Genomic DNA, 20,198 nt, shown 5'->3' on the forward strand with positions numbered 1-20,198 from the left:
GGGGTAGGAATAGTCATGGCCACGGCGCCCGCGCTGGAATTTGCGACCGATGCCGTCGCGACCGTTCGCCATATCGGCCATGAGCGCGAGCCGGTGGTGATCCTGGACGGCGCGACCGGATGGGTCGATCATTTGCGGGACTTCGCCGCGACCAGATCCGCCTTCGCTCCCGCCGTCGCCGTCGGCAGCGCGTATCCCGGGCTGCTCGGTCCCGCCCCCGTCGCCTATGTCGATGCGATGGTGCGCCGTGTCCTGCCGCTGATCGCGACGCATTTCACCGGCGTGCCGGTCCGACCCGCCCGCGCGCGTGGCAATTTCTCGCTGGTCACCACCGATCCCGCCGCCTTGAGCGAGGATCAACGCGTGCCGCATGTCGACTCCGCCGATCGGCTGCAATTCGCCACCGTCCATTTCCTGTCGTCCGACAATGACGATGGCACCGCCTTTTTCCGGCACCGCGCCACCGACTTCGAGACATTGGATGCGGAGCGCCTGCCCCGATATCACGCCGCACGCGCGGACGATCCACCACCGCCCGCTGGCTATTGCACCGATGGCGACACCGCCTTCGAGATGATCGACGTCATTGCCGCCAGGCCCGACCGGCTGGTCCTCTACCGCGCGAACCTGCTGCACTCGGGACGGATCACCCATCTGCCCGCCCGGGCTGCGGACCCCAGAATGGGGCGGCTGACCGGCAACCTGTTCCTCCAATGCAAGGTGGCGGCATGAGCGACGATGCGCCCATCGGCCGGATCGCGATCATCGGCGGGGGGACGGCGGGCTGGATGGCCGCCGCCGCGCTTGCCCGCGTGCTGGGACCGGAAGGCCCCGCAATTACCCTGGTCGAGTCCGAGGAGATCGGCACGGTCGGCGTCGGCGAGGCCACCATCCCGCCGATCCAGGCCTTTAACGCGCTGCTCGGCATCGACGAAGACGATTTCGTCCGTGCGACCCAAGGCACCTTCAAGCTGGGGATCGAGTTCGTCGACTGGCTGCGCCCCGGCCATCGCTATTTCCACCCCTTTGGCGTCTACGGCATCGACAAGGGTGCCATTCCATTCGAGGCGATGTGGCAGCGGCTGCGGCTGGCAGGCGAAGCCCTGCCGCTCGAGGCCTATTCGATCTGCGCGGCTGCGGCCCGTAGCGGGCGGTTCATGCGGCCCCAGCCCGGCAACACCCCCCTCGCGCATATCGGTTATGCCTTTCATTTCGACGCGGCGCTCTATGCCCGCTTCCTGCGCGGCCATGCCGAAGCCGCCGGTGTTCACCGCGAGGAAGGTCGCGTCATATCCGTCGAACGCGGCCGCCCGCGAGATTTCATCGAAGCCGTCCTGCTGGCCGATGGGCGCCGGATCGCCGCCGATCTCTTCATCGATTGTTCGGGCTTTCGCGGCCTGCTGATCGAGGATGCGATGGGCGCGGGTTTCGAGGATTGGGGGCATTGGCTGCCCAATGACCGCGCGGTCGCGGTGCCCACCGCCAATGTCGGGCCGCCGACCCCGTTCACGCGCTCGACCGCACATGGCGCGGGCTGGCAATGGCGTATCCCGCTTCAGCATCGCACGGGGAACGGCCTGGTCTATGCCAGCCGCCACCTGTCCGACGACGAGGCGGCCGCAACTTTGCTCGCCCATCTCGACGGCGAGCCCCTGTCCGATCCGCGTCCTTTGCGTTTTCGGACCGGACGGCGCGACCGGTTCTGGATCGGCAACTGCGTCGCACTCGGGCTGGCCGGGGGTTTCCTTGAGCCCTTGGAGTCGACCAGCATCCATCTGATCCAGGCGGGGATCGCGCGCCTCCTGGAGATGCTGCCCACCCGGGCGTTCGAACCGGCGGACACACGCCGCTACAACCGGCTGATGGCGGCGGAGTTCGATAGCGTCCGCGACTTCCTGATCCTGCATTTCCATGCGACCGAGCGCCGCGACACCGCCTATTGGCGGGAATCGGCCAGCATGGACATTCCGGAAACGCTGGCCGAGCGGCTGGCCATCCATGCCCGCACCGGCCGAGTCTATCGCGAGGCGGACGAGCTGTTCACCAAAACCAGCTGGCTGGCGGTGATGGACGGACAGGGACTGGTCGCCAACGGCCACGATCCGCTGGCGCAAGGTATGCCGATGGACGAACTCCGCGCGCGTCTGAACCGGATCGCCGCGGTGACACAAGCGGCGGCGGGGCACATGCCCGCCCATGCGGACTTCCTCGCACGCCATTGTTCCGCCCGGCGCTGATCCAGGCGCGAGCCAGGGCAACCTCACGCCTTGCGAACTACGAGGCAGACGAAATTCGTCTGCCCGTCGTCCCCCGCACGCATCTGCCTTACCCTAACCCACGCAGCCACCGTTATCCAAAGGTCGTGATCAACGAGGTCCAATCCCAATATGTCTGGCCATCGCGTGATAAGATTCCAAGGCCTTGGTACAAACTCCAGCTGAATATAGGATCCGATATAGTCCTATTTTGCTGCGACCACCTCTATCTCCACAAGGTAAATCGGTGCGGCCAGAGCGGCCACCTGAACCGTCGATCGGGCGACGGTGTTTGGGTTGTCGGCCGTGCCGAAGAATTGCTTGAACCCATCATTCATCCCGGCAAAGTCCATCTTGCCCCCCAATTTGGGGTCGCCGGCGACGAAGACGGTCATCTTGATGACGTCCGCCATCGCAAAGCCTCGCGCGGCCAGGATCGTTTTGATCTTGTTCAAGACGCTCACTGTCTGCGTCTTCGTGTCGCCGAAGTCTTCCACGGCCAATTGCGCAGGCGGCTTGTTGCGGGCGGCATTGAGTGGAGCGGCCAACTGCCCCGACAGATAGAGCGTCGTCGCACCAGGCTTTACCGTCACGCCCTGCAATATCAGGCCTGGCGGCGTGTTGGGATGGCGGATGACGGGTCCATTCTGCCCCTGCACGCCTGTCGCAGCGGCAAAGGCGAATAGGGTAGCAGCGATCAAGCGATACGGCATGGCATATCCTTCCGGTTCATGACTGGACGGCGGGCATCATGGAGACGCCCGCCGGGAAGTATCAGAAATTGACGTTCAGGCGCGCATAGTAATAGCCGCCATTGATACCATAGGGACTGAAGGTCAGCGGCGCGTCGAGCACGTTGCCGCCGTTCACCAGGGTCTGGTTCGACGTACCGGGCACCAGCGGGACGGTCGGCGGCCGCTTGTTGAAGACGTTGTTGGCGCCCAATGCGATGCCGAGGTTGGGCGTGATATCGTAGTTCAACTCGATATCGCCGATGAAGGTCGTACCGATCTCCTGGTTGTAAAATGTGCCGCCGTCGGGGCTAAGCTGCGCCGAGCTTTTGCCATAGACGGTCCCGCGCAGCATCATCGAGAATTTGTCGCTGGTGTAGAGGACCGAGCTGATGACCTTCACGCGCGGCGATGCCGTCTCGATATTCGACTGGGCGCCGAGATTGAAGAGCGGAATGATCTGCCCCGTGGCGGGGTTGGTCAGGGTTGAGGGTGCCGCAATCAGGCGCGTAAGCTTGGTTTCATTGTAGTTGCCTGAGATGGTCCAGTTCGCGCGGCCATAATCTCCAAAGTCCGACATATACGTCATTACCAGATCGACGCCGCGTGTCCGTGTGTCCGCGCCATTTGTAAAAATGTTGATGCCGGTCTGGTTGACCGTCGGATCGAGCACATTGCCGTTGGCGATGATGGCGCGCGTCACGACCGGGAAATTGACGGCACCGCCACTGCCGAAGATCGACCCCGTGCCCAGAATGCGGTCGCGGATTCGCACTTGATAGGCGTCGAGCGTGATGGTGAAACCGGACGCGGGCCGGATCACCGTGCCAAGAGAATAGTTCGTCGATTTTTCCGGCTTCAGATTTTGAAAGCCGATCAGCTTTGCAGCCGCCGAATTGGCGGGCAACTGGACGAACGCGGCGGTCGGCGAGACGTTGGTGGCCGAATAATAGGATTCCGCAAGCGTCGGGGCGCGGAACCCGGTCGAGAAGGTGCCGCGAAGCGCGAAGGCATCCGAAAAGTCGTAACGCCCCGTGCCCTTGTAGATGAAACGGCTGCCGAAATCCGAATAATGCTCGTAACGTCCGGCAACGTCCAACTTCAATTCGTCGATCGGGTTGGTGGCGACATCGACATAGAGCGACTTACCCGTCCTTGCATTGACGCCCGCATCGGATGGGCGGAAACCCGGATAGGACTGTCCGCCCTCCTTGTAGATCGAGCCGGCGTCGCCCGATCCGATCTCATAGACGTTGCGACGATATTCCGCACCGAAGGCCAAGGTGATCGGAGCCGCCAGGCCCGCCTCGATCTCTCGCCGAAGGTCCGCATTGACCGTGAATTCCGTCGATTTGAAAAGGCCGTTATAAAAGCTCGTCGGCGTGAAGCCGGTATCGGCGTATAGTGAGGCATTGGCCGAATCTATGGTGTAGATCAGGGCCTTGTCCTGCCCGAATGTCGTCGACAGATCGTAATGGAATCCACCGGCGTCGCCGCGCACGCCGCCGGTAAAGGCCATATCATCTTCGCGAATTTTCTGGCGCGGATTGAATCCGTTGGGCGGATTGTCGCCATCCGGATCGAAATAGGTCGTAACCCCGGCAACCGTGCGCGCGACCCGCGTCGGGACGCGAACATTTTGATACGCACTGGCGATACGCTTGGAATAGGTGCCGAAACTATAAACTTCGACTTCACCGAAATTATAGGCGGTGTTGTACTGCAGGTTGGTCAGCGAGGACTGGGCATCGCCGTTGATCCAGTTCACATAGGGAAAACCGGCCATCAGCGGATAGAGCTGTCGCTGCGTCGCGTTCAGTGACGGACTGGACGTCGCGGTCAGCAGGGTGCCGTTGATGTCGGTAACGCGGCGATCCAGTCCGCCTACCCGTGTGAAGTCATGGAAACGGTGAAAGCCTGTCACGTTCAGAAAGCCGCTGTCCCCCAGCTTCGTCGCGAGGTGCAGCGTGCCCGCGAGCGTGTCGCCGCCGACGCTGTAGTTGCGCCCGGCCGTGATATATCCGTCACCGCCCTCCGCATCGTCCTTGAGGATGATATTGATGACGCCCGCGATCGCGTCCGAGCCATATTGCGCGGCTGCGCCGTCCTCGAGAACCTCGATACGCTTGATCGATGACGGGCTGATCAGATCGAGGTCAGCGGTCGCCGCGCCTTGAAATGGTCCGCCCAGAACGGCCAGGTTGGAGGTGCCGTGACGCCGCTTTCCATTGATCAACACCAGCGCATGGTTCGGGCTGAGACCGCGCAGGCGCGCAGAGAGGGTGAGATTGGCGGTATCGCCGCCAAAGGCTTGTGCCGTGAAGGATGGAACGAGCTGCGTCAGCACCTGGTTCAGGTTCGGCTGCCCGACATGGCTGAGCGTTTCCTCTCCCAGCACCTTGATCGGGGCAGCGCTTTCCACGGCGGTCATTCCCGTGGCGCGCGTCCCGGTTACGATAATCTCGCCACCGTCTTGCGGGGGCGACATGGATCCGGTCAAGGCAGGCTCCGGCTCCACCGTTGTAGAGACCGGCGTTAAGGAAGGTGCCGCCTGCTGAGCAAAGGCGGGATGGGCCAGACCCACCACATAACAAGCAGTCAACGCTATATAGGACACACGATCACGTCGAGTCATAGCAATCCCCCTTGCTTCCAACGAACAGACAGGATCCTCACCCGATTATTTATCGTTATTTTCTATGCAGTCCTCCGGATTGACATCATCATTTTCTATAAGCTTATCATTTGCAAACGTTATTTCTCAATTATCATGAATTTGTTCAATTATCTGAAATTTATACATTTATTGCAAAAATGACGCAATATCGGCACCGAAGCTGTCTGCCATCATCCATGACACGGTCGAACGATTACTTATACTTTGCCCTGATTGACACAGTGGTAGCCTTTCCGCCCCATAGACATTGATGGCAGTCCCTACGGGTCGCGTCTTGACCACGTCCGTGGAATGATCGCGCATCACGCCGCCGGGCCGTACTGTCGGAGCCGAAGTTACCGACGCCGATCATGTCCTGCGCAATGCCCGCGCAGCCCCCTCGCTCGCGACACGGCGCCCGAGCATAGTGACTTGGCGACGCGCCGACTGAATGCCGCCTTCCTGCCATCCCGGCGTCTGGCTAAGGGCGGCTCCCGCGAAATAGATCCGCCCTTCCGGCTCCTGCAAAAAGCGGAAGGCGGGCGTATCGATATGCCCCTCTTGGCGACCATTTGCGCTGCCCGCATTCCAGTCGGGCCATGGCCCCAGGCTGAAGGGGATTTTGTGCCAATTGACCGCAAGGCCATTGACACAGTCTGCGCCATGTCCGGGATGCAACCGGTCGATCACGCCACGCGAAAAGGCGATTTGCTCCGCGATCGGCCGCTTTTCGAATTCTGCGGCGACCGGCCCGGAGCTGTAGCAGCCGAGAATCATCCCGCGCTCGCTATGCAGGCCTGCGGACGGATACCAGACCAGGGTGGTCGGCCCACCGACGAAGGACAGGCCGCCATAGATTTGCTCCTGCTCCCAAAAGCGCGGACTTTCGAACGCTACCTTGTTGGAATAATCATATTTTACGCTTTCTACCGTCTGCTTCAGTCGCGGTGAAAAGTTGGTGTCGATCTTGGCCAGTACCGGGAACGGGATCGTGCAGATCAGGTAATCGGCGCTGACCCGGCTCACCACAGCGCTGCTGCGATCGCGATAGACGACCTCGACGCCCGCATGCTGCTGACGGATTTGCGTCACTTCGGCTCCCAGCAACGGGGGGCGACGAAGATGGCGTGCGAAGCCGGCATGGATACGATCCATGCCGCCCACCGGCTCGAACATCGTTGCCTGCATGTAGAGATTGTCTTCGAACAGCGTCATCGGCAGGCGCTGATTGGCCAGCAACTGCTCCAGCGGCAGCGCCGTAGAGGGTGATGCGAACGTGACCCCCGCCCCCGGTGCATTTCCGAAACCGGAGCGCTCCGTCCCCTTGAAGCCGCCGGTCGCGTCCAAATCGCCATAGGCCTTGAGGAAAGGCGTCAGCCGCTCGCGATCGGCCGCCGTCAGTTCACGATCAAGCGACCCCTGGTTGATCGCCTTGGCCAACAGTTCCGCGATCCGGCCACGCATGTCGTTGATCGCGGTGCGCATCCGGATTTTCGACCCGTCGTCGCCCATGATGTAAGCGGAACGGCTGGAATTGACCTCCACCTCCATCGGCACGCCGAACTGCTTGGCATAGCCGAGCAAGCCCTGATGAAAGCTCGGAATCCGCGCCGGGCCGGCATTGAAGTAGATACCGTCGGAGAACCGAGCAGTCTGCGTAGCCTCACCGACCATTTCGATCCGGTCGCCGTCGCGAACCGTCCAGGCGCGCCCCCCGACTCGATCGCGCGCTTCCAGCAAGGTGACGAGGAAACCGGCCTGTTCCAGTTCATAGGCGGCCACCAGACCCGCGATACCGGCCCCCAGCACCACCACATGCCGGCCGTGACCAACCTCCGTCGGCAAGGGCACCCAATACTCGGCATGGGCGAAACCTGCCATGCCCAAAGCCTGCATGGCCCCCATCATGGGGCCAAGCCCCGCCAACATTCCCAGCTTACCGAGTACCGTGCGCCGTGTCGCCATAGCTACCCCATTCCCCTTGGCTCGAACGCTGAACAGGGCGGCGGTACGAAACCGCCACCACGCCATCAGCATCCTCTTCAGCGTCAGGATCACAGGTCGCGGGCAGCCACCCAAAGGGTAGACACGCAACTTTCGGTCACTCACTCGATCGGTGAGTGATTCGAAATGAAAACTAATCTTCATGAAACTGCAACTTGTTTGTGAATACGCGTTGGCAGAAATTCGAGCCGGATAGCGATCGCGATTACGATGGGCGCGCCTGGGGGGAAGTTGGCGGCGAGGCGGACGTAGCGGGTGGCAAACCGCACGGCCGGTTGGAACCGCCGCCTATGTCGGGAGGCAACACATTCGACCAGCCCCCTCGACAGACTCAGGACAGGCTTGCTCGTACGCCCATCATGCGAGCGCCCCGTGGATCAGGCGGCCCATTTTCCGATCAAGCGCCGGGCGTTGCGCTTTTATAAGCTTAATCGCGGTATTTTCAGTGACCACGCCAGCCTTGACCGGCACGTCGAGCAATTTGAGCCAAAAGCTACGGCACTACGAGCGAATTCTTTAACCGCCGCCCACGCCTAATTACAACCTGGAATGACGCCGTGCCTCACTCCTTCCAATCACTTGCTATAAATACGAAATTTCGTATTTCGACACACATATCAAAATTCCATCGTGCAATTTCACTACTCATGACACCATATTTAATAATCATATTTACAAATAGCCCTTGAGTTTCACCCAAAACAGCATCAACCATTTCAAAAAGGATTTCGGGCGTAACAAATTCCAAGTCAGGCCACTAAGTCATGATGATTATTACGCGCGGCATGTACCTCACCCTATCGCTTATGGCCTCGACATCGGCTCTGGCACAGGCGCCTGCCACGAAGCCGATCATCAGCCAGAGCCTGCCGACGTCGTGGCAGAACGCCGGGAGCGAAATTCCGCTGGATCCGGCGTGGCGTACCGGCATCCTTCCCAATGGCCTCCGCTTCGCCGTACGCCGCGGAACGCAGCCCCCCGGCACTATCTCGGTACGGATCAGGGTCGCTGACGGCGCGCTGATGGAAACCGACGAGCAGCAGGGCTGGACCCATATGCTCGAGCACATGGTGTTCCGTGGCACCGACCATTTCGCGGATGGCGAAGGCATCAAGATATGGCAGCGTCTCGGCGCCAGCTTCGGTAGCGACACCAATGCCTTCACCACGCTGACCGCCACGACCTTCGTCCTCGACCTGCCGAAGAATGATGGCACGTCCTATGATCAGGCGATGGCCGTGCTGGCCGAGATGATGAGCCGTGCGACGATCGATCCGGTCGCGCTGGCGACCGAGCGCAAGGTCGTGCTGGCGGAACGCGCGTTGCGGATGCCGCCAATGGCCGAGAAGGTGAAGCAGATCGCCAATCCGCTGCTTTTGGCGGGGACCAAGGCGGCAGACCGCGACGTCATCGGGTCGGAGGCGACGCTGGATGCGGCCAGTGCCGAGCGGCTAAAGGCCTATTACAAACGCTGGTACCGGCCGTCGCGCACCGTGGTCGTCGTGGCCGGCGATGCCGATCCCGCCATGCTGGAAGCGGGCGTGCGCCGCGCTTTTGGGGACTGGTCTGCCTCGGGGAGCGAACCGAGCGAGCCCGATTACGGCGCCCCCGTCCGCCCGGCAAAGCCTGCAGCGGTCGTCACCGACCCCTTGATCCCCAACAGCTTCCAGCTGGCCTATGTCACGCCGCATGACGATCGTCCCTGGACGGTGTCGCGTCAGCAGCGGCAATATCTCGACTGGATCGCGGTCGGCATTCTGAACGCCCGTCTGGGGACGGAGGCGCAAAAGGGCGAGGCGGTCGTCAATGCCGGGGTGGCCCTCAATGCCAGCCGTCATGTTCAAGATCAACTGACCGTAGGTGTCGTTCCCAAACCCGGCGCATGGAAGGCGGCGCTGGACACGGCCTATGGCGTGCTGAACGGTGCGATCGCGTCTCCCCCGACCCAGGCGGAGATCGACCAACAGGTGACCTTCGTCACCAAGATGCTCGACCGCCGGATCGCGGAGCAGGATACCCGCACGTCAGCCGATTTGGCGAACAGCTTCATCGGCGACGTCGACCAGGGAGACGTGTCCGGGCCAAGCACGTTCTACCGCGACCTCTTCTTCGCGCAGCAAAAGGCATTCACGCCGACGACCGTGCAAGCCGCCATCCGACGCCTTCTGTCCCCCGATCCCCGGCTCATCGTGTACAGCTCGACGCCGGTTGTGGGCGGGGACGCGGCGGTACAGACGGCTCTTGCCGGTGCCAGACAGGTGGCCGCCAGTCGCGAGGCGGCCGTTCGCACCGTGTCGTTCGATGACCTGAAGCTATCCGGTCATCCGGCCACCGTCGCCTCGACATCGATCGTGCCGGGTCTGGACGTGGAGCGCGTCCTGTTCTCCAACGGCGTCGAACTGGATCTCAAGCGGACGGCTTTCGAAAAGGACAAGATCCGCGTCAGTGTGCTGATCGGGCATGGCGTGCTGGGCGAACGTCCCAACGATCCGGGCCTCATATGGACGAACGGCGCCTTGCTGGCGAGCGGCTATGGTGGCCTTTCCCCCGACGAACTGACCCGCCTTCTGTCGGGGCGAGCGGTCGGGTTCGGGATCGGGACCGCCCTGAACGGGGTGTTGCTGCGTGGCGATAGCGACCGAAACGATGTCGCCGACATGTTCCGGCTGATGACGGTCGCCATGACACAGATGAACTATCGACCTGCCCCGCTGGCGCGGCTGAAGGACGCGACGAACGCCGCCTATCAGGCTATCTACAATCAACCTGGGGCGGTGTTCTCCGCATTCGCCACTCCCTATCTGTTTGGCGGCGATACGCGTTTCCGGGCGACACCGCCGATCGCCGAGGTCGACGCGGTGACGCTGCCCGCATTCCAGTCCTATTGGCAGCAGCGGCTGAACCAGGGGCCGGTAAAGGTAGGAGTTGTCGGCGACTTTGATCGGGACGCGATCATCGCGGCGGTCGCCAAAAGCTTCGGCACCCTGCCCTCCCGCGAGAATGTGCCATTGGATGCGGCGCAGCGCGCGGTGTCCGCGTCCTTGCCTGCCGCCGATCCTGTCGTCCTTCGGCATCGCGGCGACCCCACACAGGCGATGGTGGCACGCATATGGCCGACGCAGGGACTGTTCGATGACGTCACGACCGGACGGGCGCTCGAACTTGCGGCAAGCCTGATCCAGACCCGCCTGACCGAAGATTTCCGCGAAACCCAGGGCGGCAGCTATGCGCCGTTCGTCAGCTATAATTACGGCGGCGGCGACATTCCGCATTACGGTGCCCTCGTCGCCGGCGCCCAGCTTCGAACCGACCGGATGGCCGACTTTGAGGCGGCGCTGACGGCCGTCATCACGGATATCGCCGCGCACGGCCCGGATGCCGATGCCTTTGCCCGCGCGAAGGCGACAACGGTGGGCGCCATCGAGCGCGCGACAAAGGGCAACGACTTTTGGGCTGGCCTCATCATGGCGAACTTGGACAATCCGGCGGAAGTCGCCGCAATCCGGGACGGCGTGACCAGCCGACAGGCCGTGACGCCCGAGCAGGTCCGAGCCGCAGTCCGTCGCTTTGCCGCCCCATCCGCCCCGTCATTTGAAATCAAGGTCCTGCCGGAGTTGAAAACTCAGCTAAAACGCTAGCGGCAAGCCCTAAATATGGGCCTTGATGCTGACAGTAGAGATTCCCGGATCATAGCGCCTTTTCTTAGGAGCTATCGAACACTTCCCTTGAACTACTATCGCTGGAATGCGGAAGTATGAAGGTCGAAACTGGCCTGGCCGCCGGGGCGGTCATCCACAAATCGGTCGTGCGACGACGACATGCCATCGTCTTTGACGACGCACCGTCTCGGCTTTCCAGGACGTGCCGGTCAGGTCGAGAAAGCGTTGCTGTATCCCGGCGGCGTGCTGCGCGAAGTCGTAATAGTCGATGCGGTGATGCGCGAGCACCAGTCGTCCGCCCGGGCGTAGCGCCTGGGCGACGCACTTGGCGACATGCCTCATCGCTTGCGGGGGAAGATAATAGAGGAGTTCCGCGATCACGATCGCGTCATAGTCTCTCCGTGGGAAGCGTGCAGGCAAGGCCAAGCGGATGGCGCGCGCGCGCGCGCGGTCCGCGATGGCGCGGGCCGTCAGAGCCGTACCCTCGACGGTCCCCTCCGTCGCATGAAGACGCAAGGCGCGAGCGGCCATGGCCCGACTGTTAGATCCGTTGCCGCTTCCCAGCTCCAGCACGCGGCCAAGAGGGCCTGGCCCCAGGGCATGCAGGATCGCCGCACGCTTCACGGCTTCATCGCGGTCGGAATAGGTCCGCCAGGGGTCGTCATGGGCCGCGAATTTCTCGGCAAAACCCGTAAGATCGATAGGCCTCATCGCCTGTCCTCGACGAACTGTTCGACCGGGTGCGCGAAGACCGCGAGTTCATGACGCGCGATCGCAAAGCCGTGAGGATCGTCGGTGATCGCCCCCAATTGGGTGCGATGCATCTGGATCAGCGAACGCTTCGCCGCCGCCCCGCCCGCCAGCGTAACGGTCCGGCCTCGGGCGACCCTCGCGCGTTGGGGCGGCCAGACCTGATAGGTCATGCGTCGTCCGGCGAACCGAGTATCCCAAAGCGCCGCCGCCACGGCCCGGTGATCGGGATGCGCATCGGTCATGGCGGGGCCGACGAGCATGTCCAAATCCCGGCTCTGACATATTGCCCGGTTCAGCAGTTGGCGACACAGCTCCGGTCGCGCGGAAAGCCCGCCATCGGGCAGCCCCAAAAAGGTCACATGATCACGTGTCACCCCCAGACGGCGAAGCGCCAACAGGCTTTCCCGGCTCCGCGCGGCAATCAGCCGGTCGGGAGGCCATGCGGCACTGTCGGGATGCGAGGCGGCGCCATTGCTGACCACGATAACCCGAACCATGCTGCCCTGCCGCCGCAAGGCCTGTATCACGCCAGCGGCCCCGATGACCTCGTCATCGGGATGGGGCGCGACGACCACCGCGCGGCGAACGGCTTTGAGATTCAGCTTCACAAGGTTGGCACCAACAGACCCTGTCGAACCGCGCGACCGATGCGGAGCCTTTGGGCGTCGGGGGCGGGTTGGCGGAGATAGACCGCCAGATCGCTGAGCATGGCCGACAGAGGATGGCCATGAAATTGGCCAGCCAGCCCCACCGCCTCGCGCGCGACGACCATCGCCCGCTCGGCCGCAGCGGTCACCGCCAGTCGGGCCGCCGCCACACGCGCCAGGCGCGGTTCACCGCCCCGGTCCACATCCTGAAACCACAGCCGCGCCGTCCGCCGCACGGTGGCGGCCGCACCATCGGCCAGTGCGAACAGCTCGGCCATCCGGGCGGCCTGGAAGGGGTCGTCGGAGCGCCCCGTCTTCACCAGATGATCGCGGCTAAGGTCGCAGATGCCCGCCACCCCGCCCGCATGAACCGCCACGAAACGCAGCGCGCCGCCGCTGAAAAAGGGTTCGCGCGCATAGCTGTCAGGCTGGCCGATCCGATCCGCGTCGGTGATCGGTGCATGATCCCAGCGCACCTGATGGGTCTCGGATCGCTGCATGCCGATCACCCGCCACCAATCGGTGTCGGTGGCCGGAGGTACGCGCGAAAGGTCGAGGAGGAGCAGTTGCACGCCCGCGGACGTGTCCGCCGTGACCAGCGCATGGCTCAGCACACCCGCCCCCGAGGCATAGCTCTTGCCGCCGCTCAGCCGCCCGTCGTCCAGCCGCAGCGCCTCGCCCGGCAGCGCGGCATTCCACACGCCCAGCGTCGCGCCGCGTGCCAAGGCACGGCGCAGCATGTCGACCTGAGCGGCCGTGCCGTAGCGCCGGACGATCTGCACGGCATCGACATGCCCCTCGACCAGGCGGGCAAGCGGAAGGTCGCGGCGGCCGATTTCGTATAGCCTCGCCAGCAGCGCGATCAGCTCGTCCGCCGTTTGCGGATCGCCGGGCGGATCATCGGCCCAGCCCAGGCCAGCGATCGCGGCTTTCAGTTGATCGGCCATCATCGTCATGCCGCGACCTCGCACCACCGGCTTTCCAGTTCACCCAGAATGTCTTCGGCCGCGGTCAGCGACACCATGGCGTCATGGACCGCGGGCGCGGGAACGATACGCATCGCGAATGCCTCGCCATTGGGACAGTCGCGCGCCACACCCAAAACATGATCCGCCGTCAGGCCCAGAATCTGCCCCAGCGCCACGCGGACATCCATCTGGTTGATCGTCGCGAAACTCCGCCGCGCCGCCGCCTGCGCGTGCCATTGCCATGCCGATCCGCGTGGGTCGGCCATGGATGGCACTTCGCCGTGGTCCAGCGCTCGCAACACGTCCGCAAGGCCCCCGGCGACCCGTCCATCGCGGCGGGAAGATGTGTCGACCGCCATGGCCCCGTCGCGGCGGACACGGAAACCGGCCCTTGCCGCATCATCGAGAAACCGGGCATCTTCGCCGGATGGCAGGGGCCGAAACCCGCCGATCGCGCGATAGGCGGAAGCACGGACCGCTATATTGGCGCCCCCGCCGAAATGATGGCTATCCCGCGCCTCCCATGGCACCGGGTCGACCAGGCGTCGATATTGGTGGAGCCGATCATAATAGCGTTCGATGCGGCATTGCCGGGGATCGCGCGTCGCGTCGAAGCGAAGGATACGCCCCGCCACCACGTCCGCCTCCTGAAGGGCGCGACGCCCCGCCGCGATCCAGTCGCGATGCGGCATGCTGTCGGCATCGGTCGTGAACAACAGCCCCTCTGCGCCCGCCAGCCGTTCGAGGCCCATCGCCAGCGCCGCGTGGCGGGCCATGCCTGCATTGGGCTCCGTATCCCGAGGCCCCAGCTTAATGGTCGCCCCGAACGGCAAGACCGGCTGCATACGATCCAGCATATCTCGGCTGCCGTCCCGGCAATCGTCGAGATACAGGCAGAGGTGCACGCCATTCCCGCCGATCGACTGTCCGGCGATCGCCGACAGCAATTGGGGCAGCAGGACCGCCTCGTTGCGCGCCGGAACACAGATGACCACGGGGATGTCCTCGTTCAGAATCATTCTCCCATGCACGGCAGACTGCGGCGACCCATCCAGATCAATGACGCATGTGTACGACAGGCGCCTCCGATAAGCCTTGATCAATATCAATCATTTAGTGAGAGGGCGATTGTTCGATCCGCGCGTTGGGAGGGCAGGCATTCCTCAACGACGCAAAGGCAGCATCATGGCGAACAAGACGAAGTCCCGCGCAGGCGCGACAAAGGGCGAGACGTCCACCACGCCCCCTGCCCTCCCTGCCGGGTCGGATACGCCCACGCATTATGCCGAGCCACAGGGCCATGGGGGGGAGACGCACCAGAGCACCGACGACACGGCTCGGACGCTGACCACCCAACAGGGCGTTCCCGTCTCGGACAATCAGAACAGCCTGCGCGCGGGCGAGCGCGGACCGACACTGCTCGAAGACTTCATTCTGCGCGAGAAGATCTTCCACTTCGACCATGAGCGCATCCCCGAGCGCGTCGTCCATGCACGCGGCTATGGCGCGCACGGCGTGTTCGAACTGACCGACAGTCTGGCCGATTTCACCCAAGCCGATGTGCTGAGTACGGTCGGCCAGCAGACCGAGGTCTTCGTCCGCTTCTCGACGGTCGCGGGCAACAAGGGGTCGATGGACCTCGCGCGCGACGTGCGCGGCTTCGCGGTCAAATTCTATACCAAACAAGGCAATTGGGACATTGTCGGCAACAACATCCCCGTCTTCTTCATCCAGGACCCGATCAAATTCCCCGATCTGGTCCACGCCGTGAAGCAGGAGCCCGACCGTGCTTTTCCCCAGGCCCAGTCGGCGCATGACAATTACTGGGACTTTGCGTCTTTAAGCCCCGAAGCGTGGCACATGGTCATGTGGCAGATGTCCGACCGGACGATCCCACGCTCCTTCCGCACCATGGAGGGTTTCGGCGTCCACAGCTTCCGGCTGGTCAATGCCGAGGGCAGGTCGACCTTCGTCAAATTCCATTGGAAACCACGCCAGGGCCTGCAATCGGTGCTGTGGAACGAGGCGGTCAAGATCAACGGCGCCGATCCCGATTTCCACCGCCGCGACCTGTGGACCGCCATCGAAGGCGGCGACTTTCCGCAATGGGATCTGGGTGTTCAGTTGTTCGATCAGGAAACGGCCGACCGCCTGCCCTTCGACCATCTCGATTCGACCAAGCTGATCCCTGAGGAAGAGGTGCCTGTCCGCATCGTCGGCACGCTGACCCTGAACCGCAATGTCGACAATTTCTTCGCCAACACCGAGCAAGTCGCCTTCTGCACCCAGAATGTCGTGCCGGGCATCGACTTCTCCGACGATCCGCTGCTGCACGGGCGCAACTTCTCCTATCTGGATACGCAGCTGAAGCGGCTGGGCGGGCCGAACTTCACCCATATGCCGGTCAACGCGCCACGTTGTCCCGTGATGAACTTCCAGCAGGACGGTCATATGGCGATGCGCAACCCCAAGGGGCGCGCCAATTACGAACCCAATAGCTGGGGCCCCGATGGCGGGCCGCGTGAAAATCCGACCATCGGCTATCGCAGCTTCCCCGCCGAGGTACAGGGCACCAAGCAGCGTATCCGCGCCGAGACCTTTGCCGACCATTACAGCCAAGCGCGGCAGTTCTTTGTCAGCCAGCAGCCCATCGAGCAGAAGCATATTGGCGACGCGCTGGTGTTCGAACTGTCGAAGGTCGAGCGGGTCGATATCCGCGCGCGCGCCGTCTCGCATCTGCGCCTGATCGACGAAGGACTGGCCGCAACGGTCGCGGATGGGTTGGGTCTCGATCTGCCCGAACCGGCAAAGGCCGCCAAACCGACGCTCGACCTCCCGCCCTCGGCCAAGCTGAGCATCCTGTCTAACGGTCCCAAGGACTTCAAGGGGCGCAAGATGGGCATCCTGCTGACGGACGGCAGCAGCGCCGATCTGTTCGCCGCATTGACCAAGGCGCTGGAGGCGGAAGGCGGTTTGTGGGAGGTCGTCGCGCCCAAAATCGGCGGCGTGACGCTCGACGACGGCACGAAAGTCGCCGCCAAGCAGAAGATCGATGGCGGCCCTTCGGTGCTCTACGACGCGGTGGCGGTCCTGCCATCCGAGACGGGCGTGGCCATGCTCGCCAAGGATGCGACAGCCAAGGACTTCGTCGCCGATGCCTTCGCCCATTGCAAATTCATCGGTCACAACGACGCCGCCAATGCCCTGTTCGACGCCGCCGGGGTGACGGAACGGGACGAAGGCTTTGTCGGCCTTGCCAAGGCCAAGGACGCCAAGACCTTTGTCGGCCAGTGCCGCGCGCTGCGCCTCTGGTCGCGAGAGTTGAATGTGGACCTCGATGCGGCGTCGCTGCACTCGTAATTATAGCATTTAAGGGAGCGGGAAGGTTCATAGGACCTTCCCGTTCGACACAGCATTCAAATACGCGATTGTGCTCGATATTTATATCTTAGACAAATGAAAATTACTTGATTCTGCGCCGCCAATTGGTTCGCAGGTACAACTGTTTATATGCCTCTGATTTCTCCGGAAGATGATGTATCCACTATATTTTCAGGGTCGAGCCCCAATCAGAGTCAGAAGGCCAACGCGGTGGCGAGGGCTACGCCTGAGCGAAAGTCGGCGGCGAGCTTGTCATAGCGAGTGGCGACGCGACGGAAATCCTTGAGGCCAGACAAAGCATTCTTGACGAGGTGCCGACCGCGGTATCGATCTTTATCATAGCGGATGATGCGCTTACGGTTGCGCCGGCCGGAGATGACCGGAACGGCACCTGCATCGCGCAGCGAGCCGCGCAATTGGTCGGCATCGCCACATACCGCAAGCTGCGCGACGACCTGCTGGATCACGGCGAAACCTGCTGCCCGAACCGGGTTGCCAGATTGACCAGATTAGCGGGCATCAAGGCGCAGATTGGCTATATGGAGCCATGGGGGCAAGCCGTCCCTGGCGGTCGACAACACGCTGGACCGCCAGTTCGACGTCGCTGCGCCGGACCGGGCCTGGGTGACGGACATCACCTAAATTGGCACGCTGGAAGGCTTCGCCTATCTGGCGGTCGTAATCGACCTGTATTGCCGCCGCGTGGTGGGCGGAACGGCCCAAGGTTCCGACGGGCCGAAGGACCGTTGGAAAGGCTGCGGAGGGTGCCATCCTCGAGCGGCGGCGGAAAGACATCGGGCACGACGCGATATTCGGCAGCGGCGACGACGAATCCCGCCTGGGCGATCGCGCCAAATCGTGAAACCGCGCCGCCGGTTACGAAGCCCGCGACGTTCCGGATCGCACGAAACCTCCGCGCGCCCACGCCGTTAGGCCATCGCTGCGCGATCCTGCCGGGTCGTCAGGGTGGAGGAAACGAGGATGACCGATCTGCCGACCGGGGTGACGCTGGACAATGACGGCACCGATGCCGAGCAGCCGCCGGTGCTACCCTTCCTCCATATGTGGACCGGCGCGGATGGCGGCAGCCGGATCGACCTGTCGCACATGACCGGCTTTGGTCAGAAAAGTGTGGGCGGCGGAGCGGACCCGCAATGGATGCGGCCGTTCCCCGGCGAAGTGAGCGCGATCAACTTCGCGATTTTGCCGGTGGGCTGGGTCGGGGACTGGCACGAAAGTCCCAAGGCGCAATGGGTGATTCCATTGCGCGGTCGCTGGTTCATCGAGACGATGGACGGAAATCGCGTGGAAATGGGGCCGGGCGACATCCATTTCGGCCAGGACCAGGACACGACTGATGGCAAGGGGCATCGATCGGGCCAGATCGGCGACGAGCCCTGTTTCCAGATTATGATCCAGTTCGCCACGTCGCCCGCCGCGCAGACACGCGATCCGTTCGGGGCATGACGGACGCACAGGCGATGCCGCTCGCTCCGTTGCTGTTTCCTGCCCGGTTGCGTCAGCCCGGACCGCCCGAGCCGACCGAGGTGGCACCCCCTGTGATCCACCATGCCGACGCGAACGCGGTGCTCGGTGACGCTCGGCTCGTCACGCTGTACGATCGGGCGAGCTGGAGCGAGGGGCCGATCTGGTGGCCGCGCGAACGGACGCTGGTATGGAGCGACATTGTCGGCCGCCGTGTGTTGGGCTGGCGCAAGAACGGTGCAGTCGACGTGTTGCTCGACGCGACGCCATTCATCAACGGCAATGCCGTGCTGCCGGATGGCGCACTGGTGCACTGCGAACATGGTCGTCGCGCGATCAGCCGGTCCGACGGTAAAGGCGTTGCAACGCCGATCGCATGGGCAGCGGAGGGCAGCCGTCTGAACGCGCCCAACGACCTGATCGTCGCCCCGGATGGGGCGATCTGGTTCAGCGACCCGACCTTCGGGCTGGAAAATCCCAAACAAGGCGTGCCCGGCAGTTCGGAAAGCGGGCGCACCGCGATCTGTCGGATCGGCAATGACGGCTCAGTCCAGCGGATGGCCGACATGGCGCAGCCCAACGGCCTCGCCTTCTCGCCCGATCAGCGGACATTTTACGCCTCGCAGACACCCGAGCATGGCAAGGGCGAGGTCGCGATCTATGCCTTCGACTGGGACGGTGTCACGCTGTCGAACCGACGCCAGTTCGCGACGGTGGCCGAAGGAATACCCGATGGCTTCACCGTCGACCGACGCGGCTGGCTATGGAGCAGTTCGGCAAAGGGGGTCGAACTGTTCGACGCCGCAGGCACGCATCTCGCTACCGTACCGACCCCTGAAACATGCAGCAATTGCGCGTTCGACATCCGCGAAGAGCGCCTATTTGTGACTGGCGGCGTACACCTTTGGATGCTGAATCTGGCATAGCCACTGTCGGTTGCACCGATTGTCCGGCAGGGCGGCATTCCGAAGGGATACGCGGCCCGAGATTGTAATACCCGGATAGGGATAACACCACGTCGGCATAGCCGCGGACCCCCGATCCGACAAACAAACACCCATCTGGCAATCGATGGCACGCCATCCAGCACCGTTCGTTCATAGGGATCAATAGGAGACGTTGATGATCGACCTGAACAGCGCGACCGCAGCGGAACTGGATGCGGTGCCCCAGTTGAGAGGGCATGGTTTTGAGATCGTGAGATATCGGAATGAGCGTGGCAGCTTCAGCAAGGTGCGCCAACTCGAGGAGGTGCCGGGCCTCGCAGGCAAGTGGAACGGGGCCGAGGCAGCCGTCTCGGTTGAATGACATTGTTCAATGCCATGAGGACTCAGGATCAAACATTCGTGATCCTTTTTCCGCTGCTCAACTTCGGCCACTTTTCAAGAGCCAGGCTGTCGACGTTTGCGCCCAGTGCCCGATTACGTGTAGACGGCTTTGGCGGCAAGCTAAGGAACGCGGTGAACGGTCACGCCATGTCGGACGGTAGAGGTTGATCCGGACTCCTCGTAACACAGAACCAGGATCGTCCCCAACGGTGCGGCGGTGAGGATCAGCAGTAGCATGTAGCGCGACATCGTCGGTGACTGGTCAGCGACATTGATGGTGATGTGTCAGCGGTGACGTTGGGGATAGTGTCACACGAGGTTGGCCTGGATC

Annotated in this window: 15 protein-coding genes and 1 pseudogene; 8 read left to right on the forward strand and 8 right to left on the reverse strand. The window is 62.9% G+C overall.

Annotated features, from left to right (window positions below; all coding sequences use genetic code 11):
• Positions 1-15: 15 nt before the first annotated feature.
• Entirely contained in the window at positions 16-732 is a 717-nt protein-coding gene (locus GGQ89_RS05325; RefSeq protein WP_184104653.1) for a DUF6445 family protein, read from the forward strand.
• A complete protein-coding gene (locus tag GGQ89_RS05330) occupies positions 729-2,237 on the forward strand; it encodes a tryptophan halogenase family protein (RefSeq protein WP_184104655.1) in 1,509 nt (502 codons plus the stop codon). The genes GGQ89_RS05325 and GGQ89_RS05330 overlap by 4 nt, the downstream gene beginning before the upstream one ends.
• Before the next feature lie 224 nt (positions 2,238-2,461).
• Here the strand turns inward: GGQ89_RS05330 and GGQ89_RS05335 are convergent, their stop codons facing one another.
• The 3 genes from GGQ89_RS05335 to GGQ89_RS05345 all read right to left on the reverse strand — a co-directional run bounded on the left by GGQ89_RS05335 (position 2,462) and on the right by GGQ89_RS05345 (position 7,700).
• Entirely contained in the window at positions 2,462-2,968 is a 507-nt protein-coding gene (locus GGQ89_RS05335; RefSeq protein ID WP_184104657.1) for a RidA family protein, read from the reverse strand.
• Positions 2,969-3,029: 61 nt separating this feature from the next.
• Complete coding sequence (locus GGQ89_RS05340; RefSeq protein WP_240456293.1) at positions 3,030-5,417, reverse strand: TonB-dependent receptor plug domain-containing protein; 2,388 nt, start codon at positions 5,415-5,417, stop codon at positions 3,030-3,032.
• A gap of 594 nt (positions 5,418-6,011) precedes the next feature.
• Positions 6,012-7,700 (reverse strand): flavin monoamine oxidase family protein, encoded by a 1,689-nt coding sequence (locus GGQ89_RS05345; protein ID WP_338112264.1) that lies wholly within the window; start codon positions 7,698-7,700, stop codon positions 6,012-6,014.
• A 710-nt stretch (positions 7,701-8,410) separates the two neighbouring features.
• Here GGQ89_RS05345 and GGQ89_RS05355 point away from each other — a divergent pair.
• Positions 8,411-11,284: a M16 family metallopeptidase gene (locus GGQ89_RS05355; protein WP_184104662.1), complete on the forward strand. Its 2,874-nt coding sequence runs from the start codon at positions 8,411-8,413 to the stop codon at positions 11,282-11,284.
• Positions 11,285-11,434: 150 nt separating this feature from the next.
• On the opposite strand, the gene GGQ89_RS05360 is transcribed toward GGQ89_RS05355, so the two are convergent.
• From GGQ89_RS05360 to GGQ89_RS05375, 4 genes are read right to left on the reverse strand one after another with little or no spacing between them, the layout of a single operon-like run.
• Entirely contained in the window at positions 11,435-12,016 is a 582-nt protein-coding gene (locus GGQ89_RS05360) for a class I SAM-dependent methyltransferase (protein WP_184104664.1), read from the reverse strand.
• Positions 12,013-12,666 (reverse strand): PIG-L family deacetylase, encoded by a 654-nt coding sequence (locus tag GGQ89_RS05365; RefSeq protein WP_184104666.1) that lies wholly within the window; start codon positions 12,664-12,666, stop codon positions 12,013-12,015. Before GGQ89_RS05365 ends, GGQ89_RS05360 begins: the two co-directional genes overlap by 4 nt.
• The gene (locus GGQ89_RS05370) at positions 12,663-13,661 is read right to left on the reverse strand and encodes an acyl-CoA dehydrogenase family protein (RefSeq protein WP_184104668.1); all 999 of its coding nucleotides are present in this window, start codon (positions 13,659-13,661) and stop codon (positions 12,663-12,665) included. The genes GGQ89_RS05365 and GGQ89_RS05370 overlap by 4 nt, the downstream gene beginning before the upstream one ends.
• Positions 13,658-14,692 (reverse strand): glycosyltransferase family 2 protein, encoded by a 1,035-nt coding sequence (locus tag GGQ89_RS05375; protein WP_184104670.1) that lies wholly within the window; start codon positions 14,690-14,692, stop codon positions 13,658-13,660. Before GGQ89_RS05375 ends, GGQ89_RS05370 begins: the two co-directional genes overlap by 4 nt.
• A 166-nt stretch (positions 14,693-14,858) precedes the next feature.
• On the opposite strand from GGQ89_RS05375, the gene GGQ89_RS05380 reads away from it, so the two are divergent.
• Positions 14,859-17,033 (forward strand): catalase, encoded by a 2,175-nt coding sequence (locus GGQ89_RS05380; RefSeq protein WP_184104672.1) that lies wholly within the window; start codon positions 14,859-14,861, stop codon positions 17,031-17,033.
• Positions 17,034-17,248: 215 nt separating this feature from the next.
• Here the strand turns inward: GGQ89_RS05380 and GGQ89_RS05385 are convergent, their stop codons facing one another.
• Positions 17,249-17,521, reverse strand: a complete 273-nt coding sequence (locus GGQ89_RS05385) for a hypothetical protein (protein ID WP_221238866.1) — start codon at positions 17,519-17,521, stop codon at positions 17,249-17,251.
• Here GGQ89_RS05385 and GGQ89_RS05390 point away from each other — a divergent pair.
• The 4 genes and pseudogenes from GGQ89_RS05390 to GGQ89_RS05405 all read left to right on the forward strand — a co-directional run.
• Positions 17,489-17,777, forward strand: a pseudogene (locus GGQ89_RS05390) (IS3 family transposase); the annotation flags it as partial. The gene GGQ89_RS05385 and the pseudogene GGQ89_RS05390 overlap by 33 nt on opposite strands.
• 258 nt (positions 17,778-18,035) lie before the next feature.
• The gene (locus GGQ89_RS05395) at positions 18,036-18,521 is read left to right on the forward strand and encodes a cupin domain-containing protein (RefSeq protein WP_184104676.1); all 486 of its coding nucleotides are present in this window, start codon (positions 18,036-18,038) and stop codon (positions 18,519-18,521) included.
• Positions 18,518-19,465: an SMP-30/gluconolactonase/LRE family protein gene (locus tag GGQ89_RS05400; protein WP_206362678.1), complete on the forward strand. Its 948-nt coding sequence runs from the start codon at positions 18,518-18,520 to the stop codon at positions 19,463-19,465. Before GGQ89_RS05395 ends, GGQ89_RS05400 begins: the two co-directional genes overlap by 4 nt.
• Before the next feature lie 196 nt (positions 19,466-19,661).
• The gene (locus GGQ89_RS05405) at positions 19,662-19,847 is read left to right on the forward strand and encodes a helix-hairpin-helix domain-containing protein (RefSeq protein WP_184104678.1); all 186 of its coding nucleotides are present in this window, start codon (positions 19,662-19,664) and stop codon (positions 19,845-19,847) included.
• Positions 19,848-20,198: the final 351 nt, after the last annotated feature.

The sequence above is a fragment of the Sphingomonas yabuuchiae genome, from assembly GCF_014199595.1.
In the GTDB taxonomy this organism is placed as follows: Bacteria; Pseudomonadota; Alphaproteobacteria; order Sphingomonadales; family Sphingomonadaceae; genus Sphingomonas; species Sphingomonas yabuuchiae.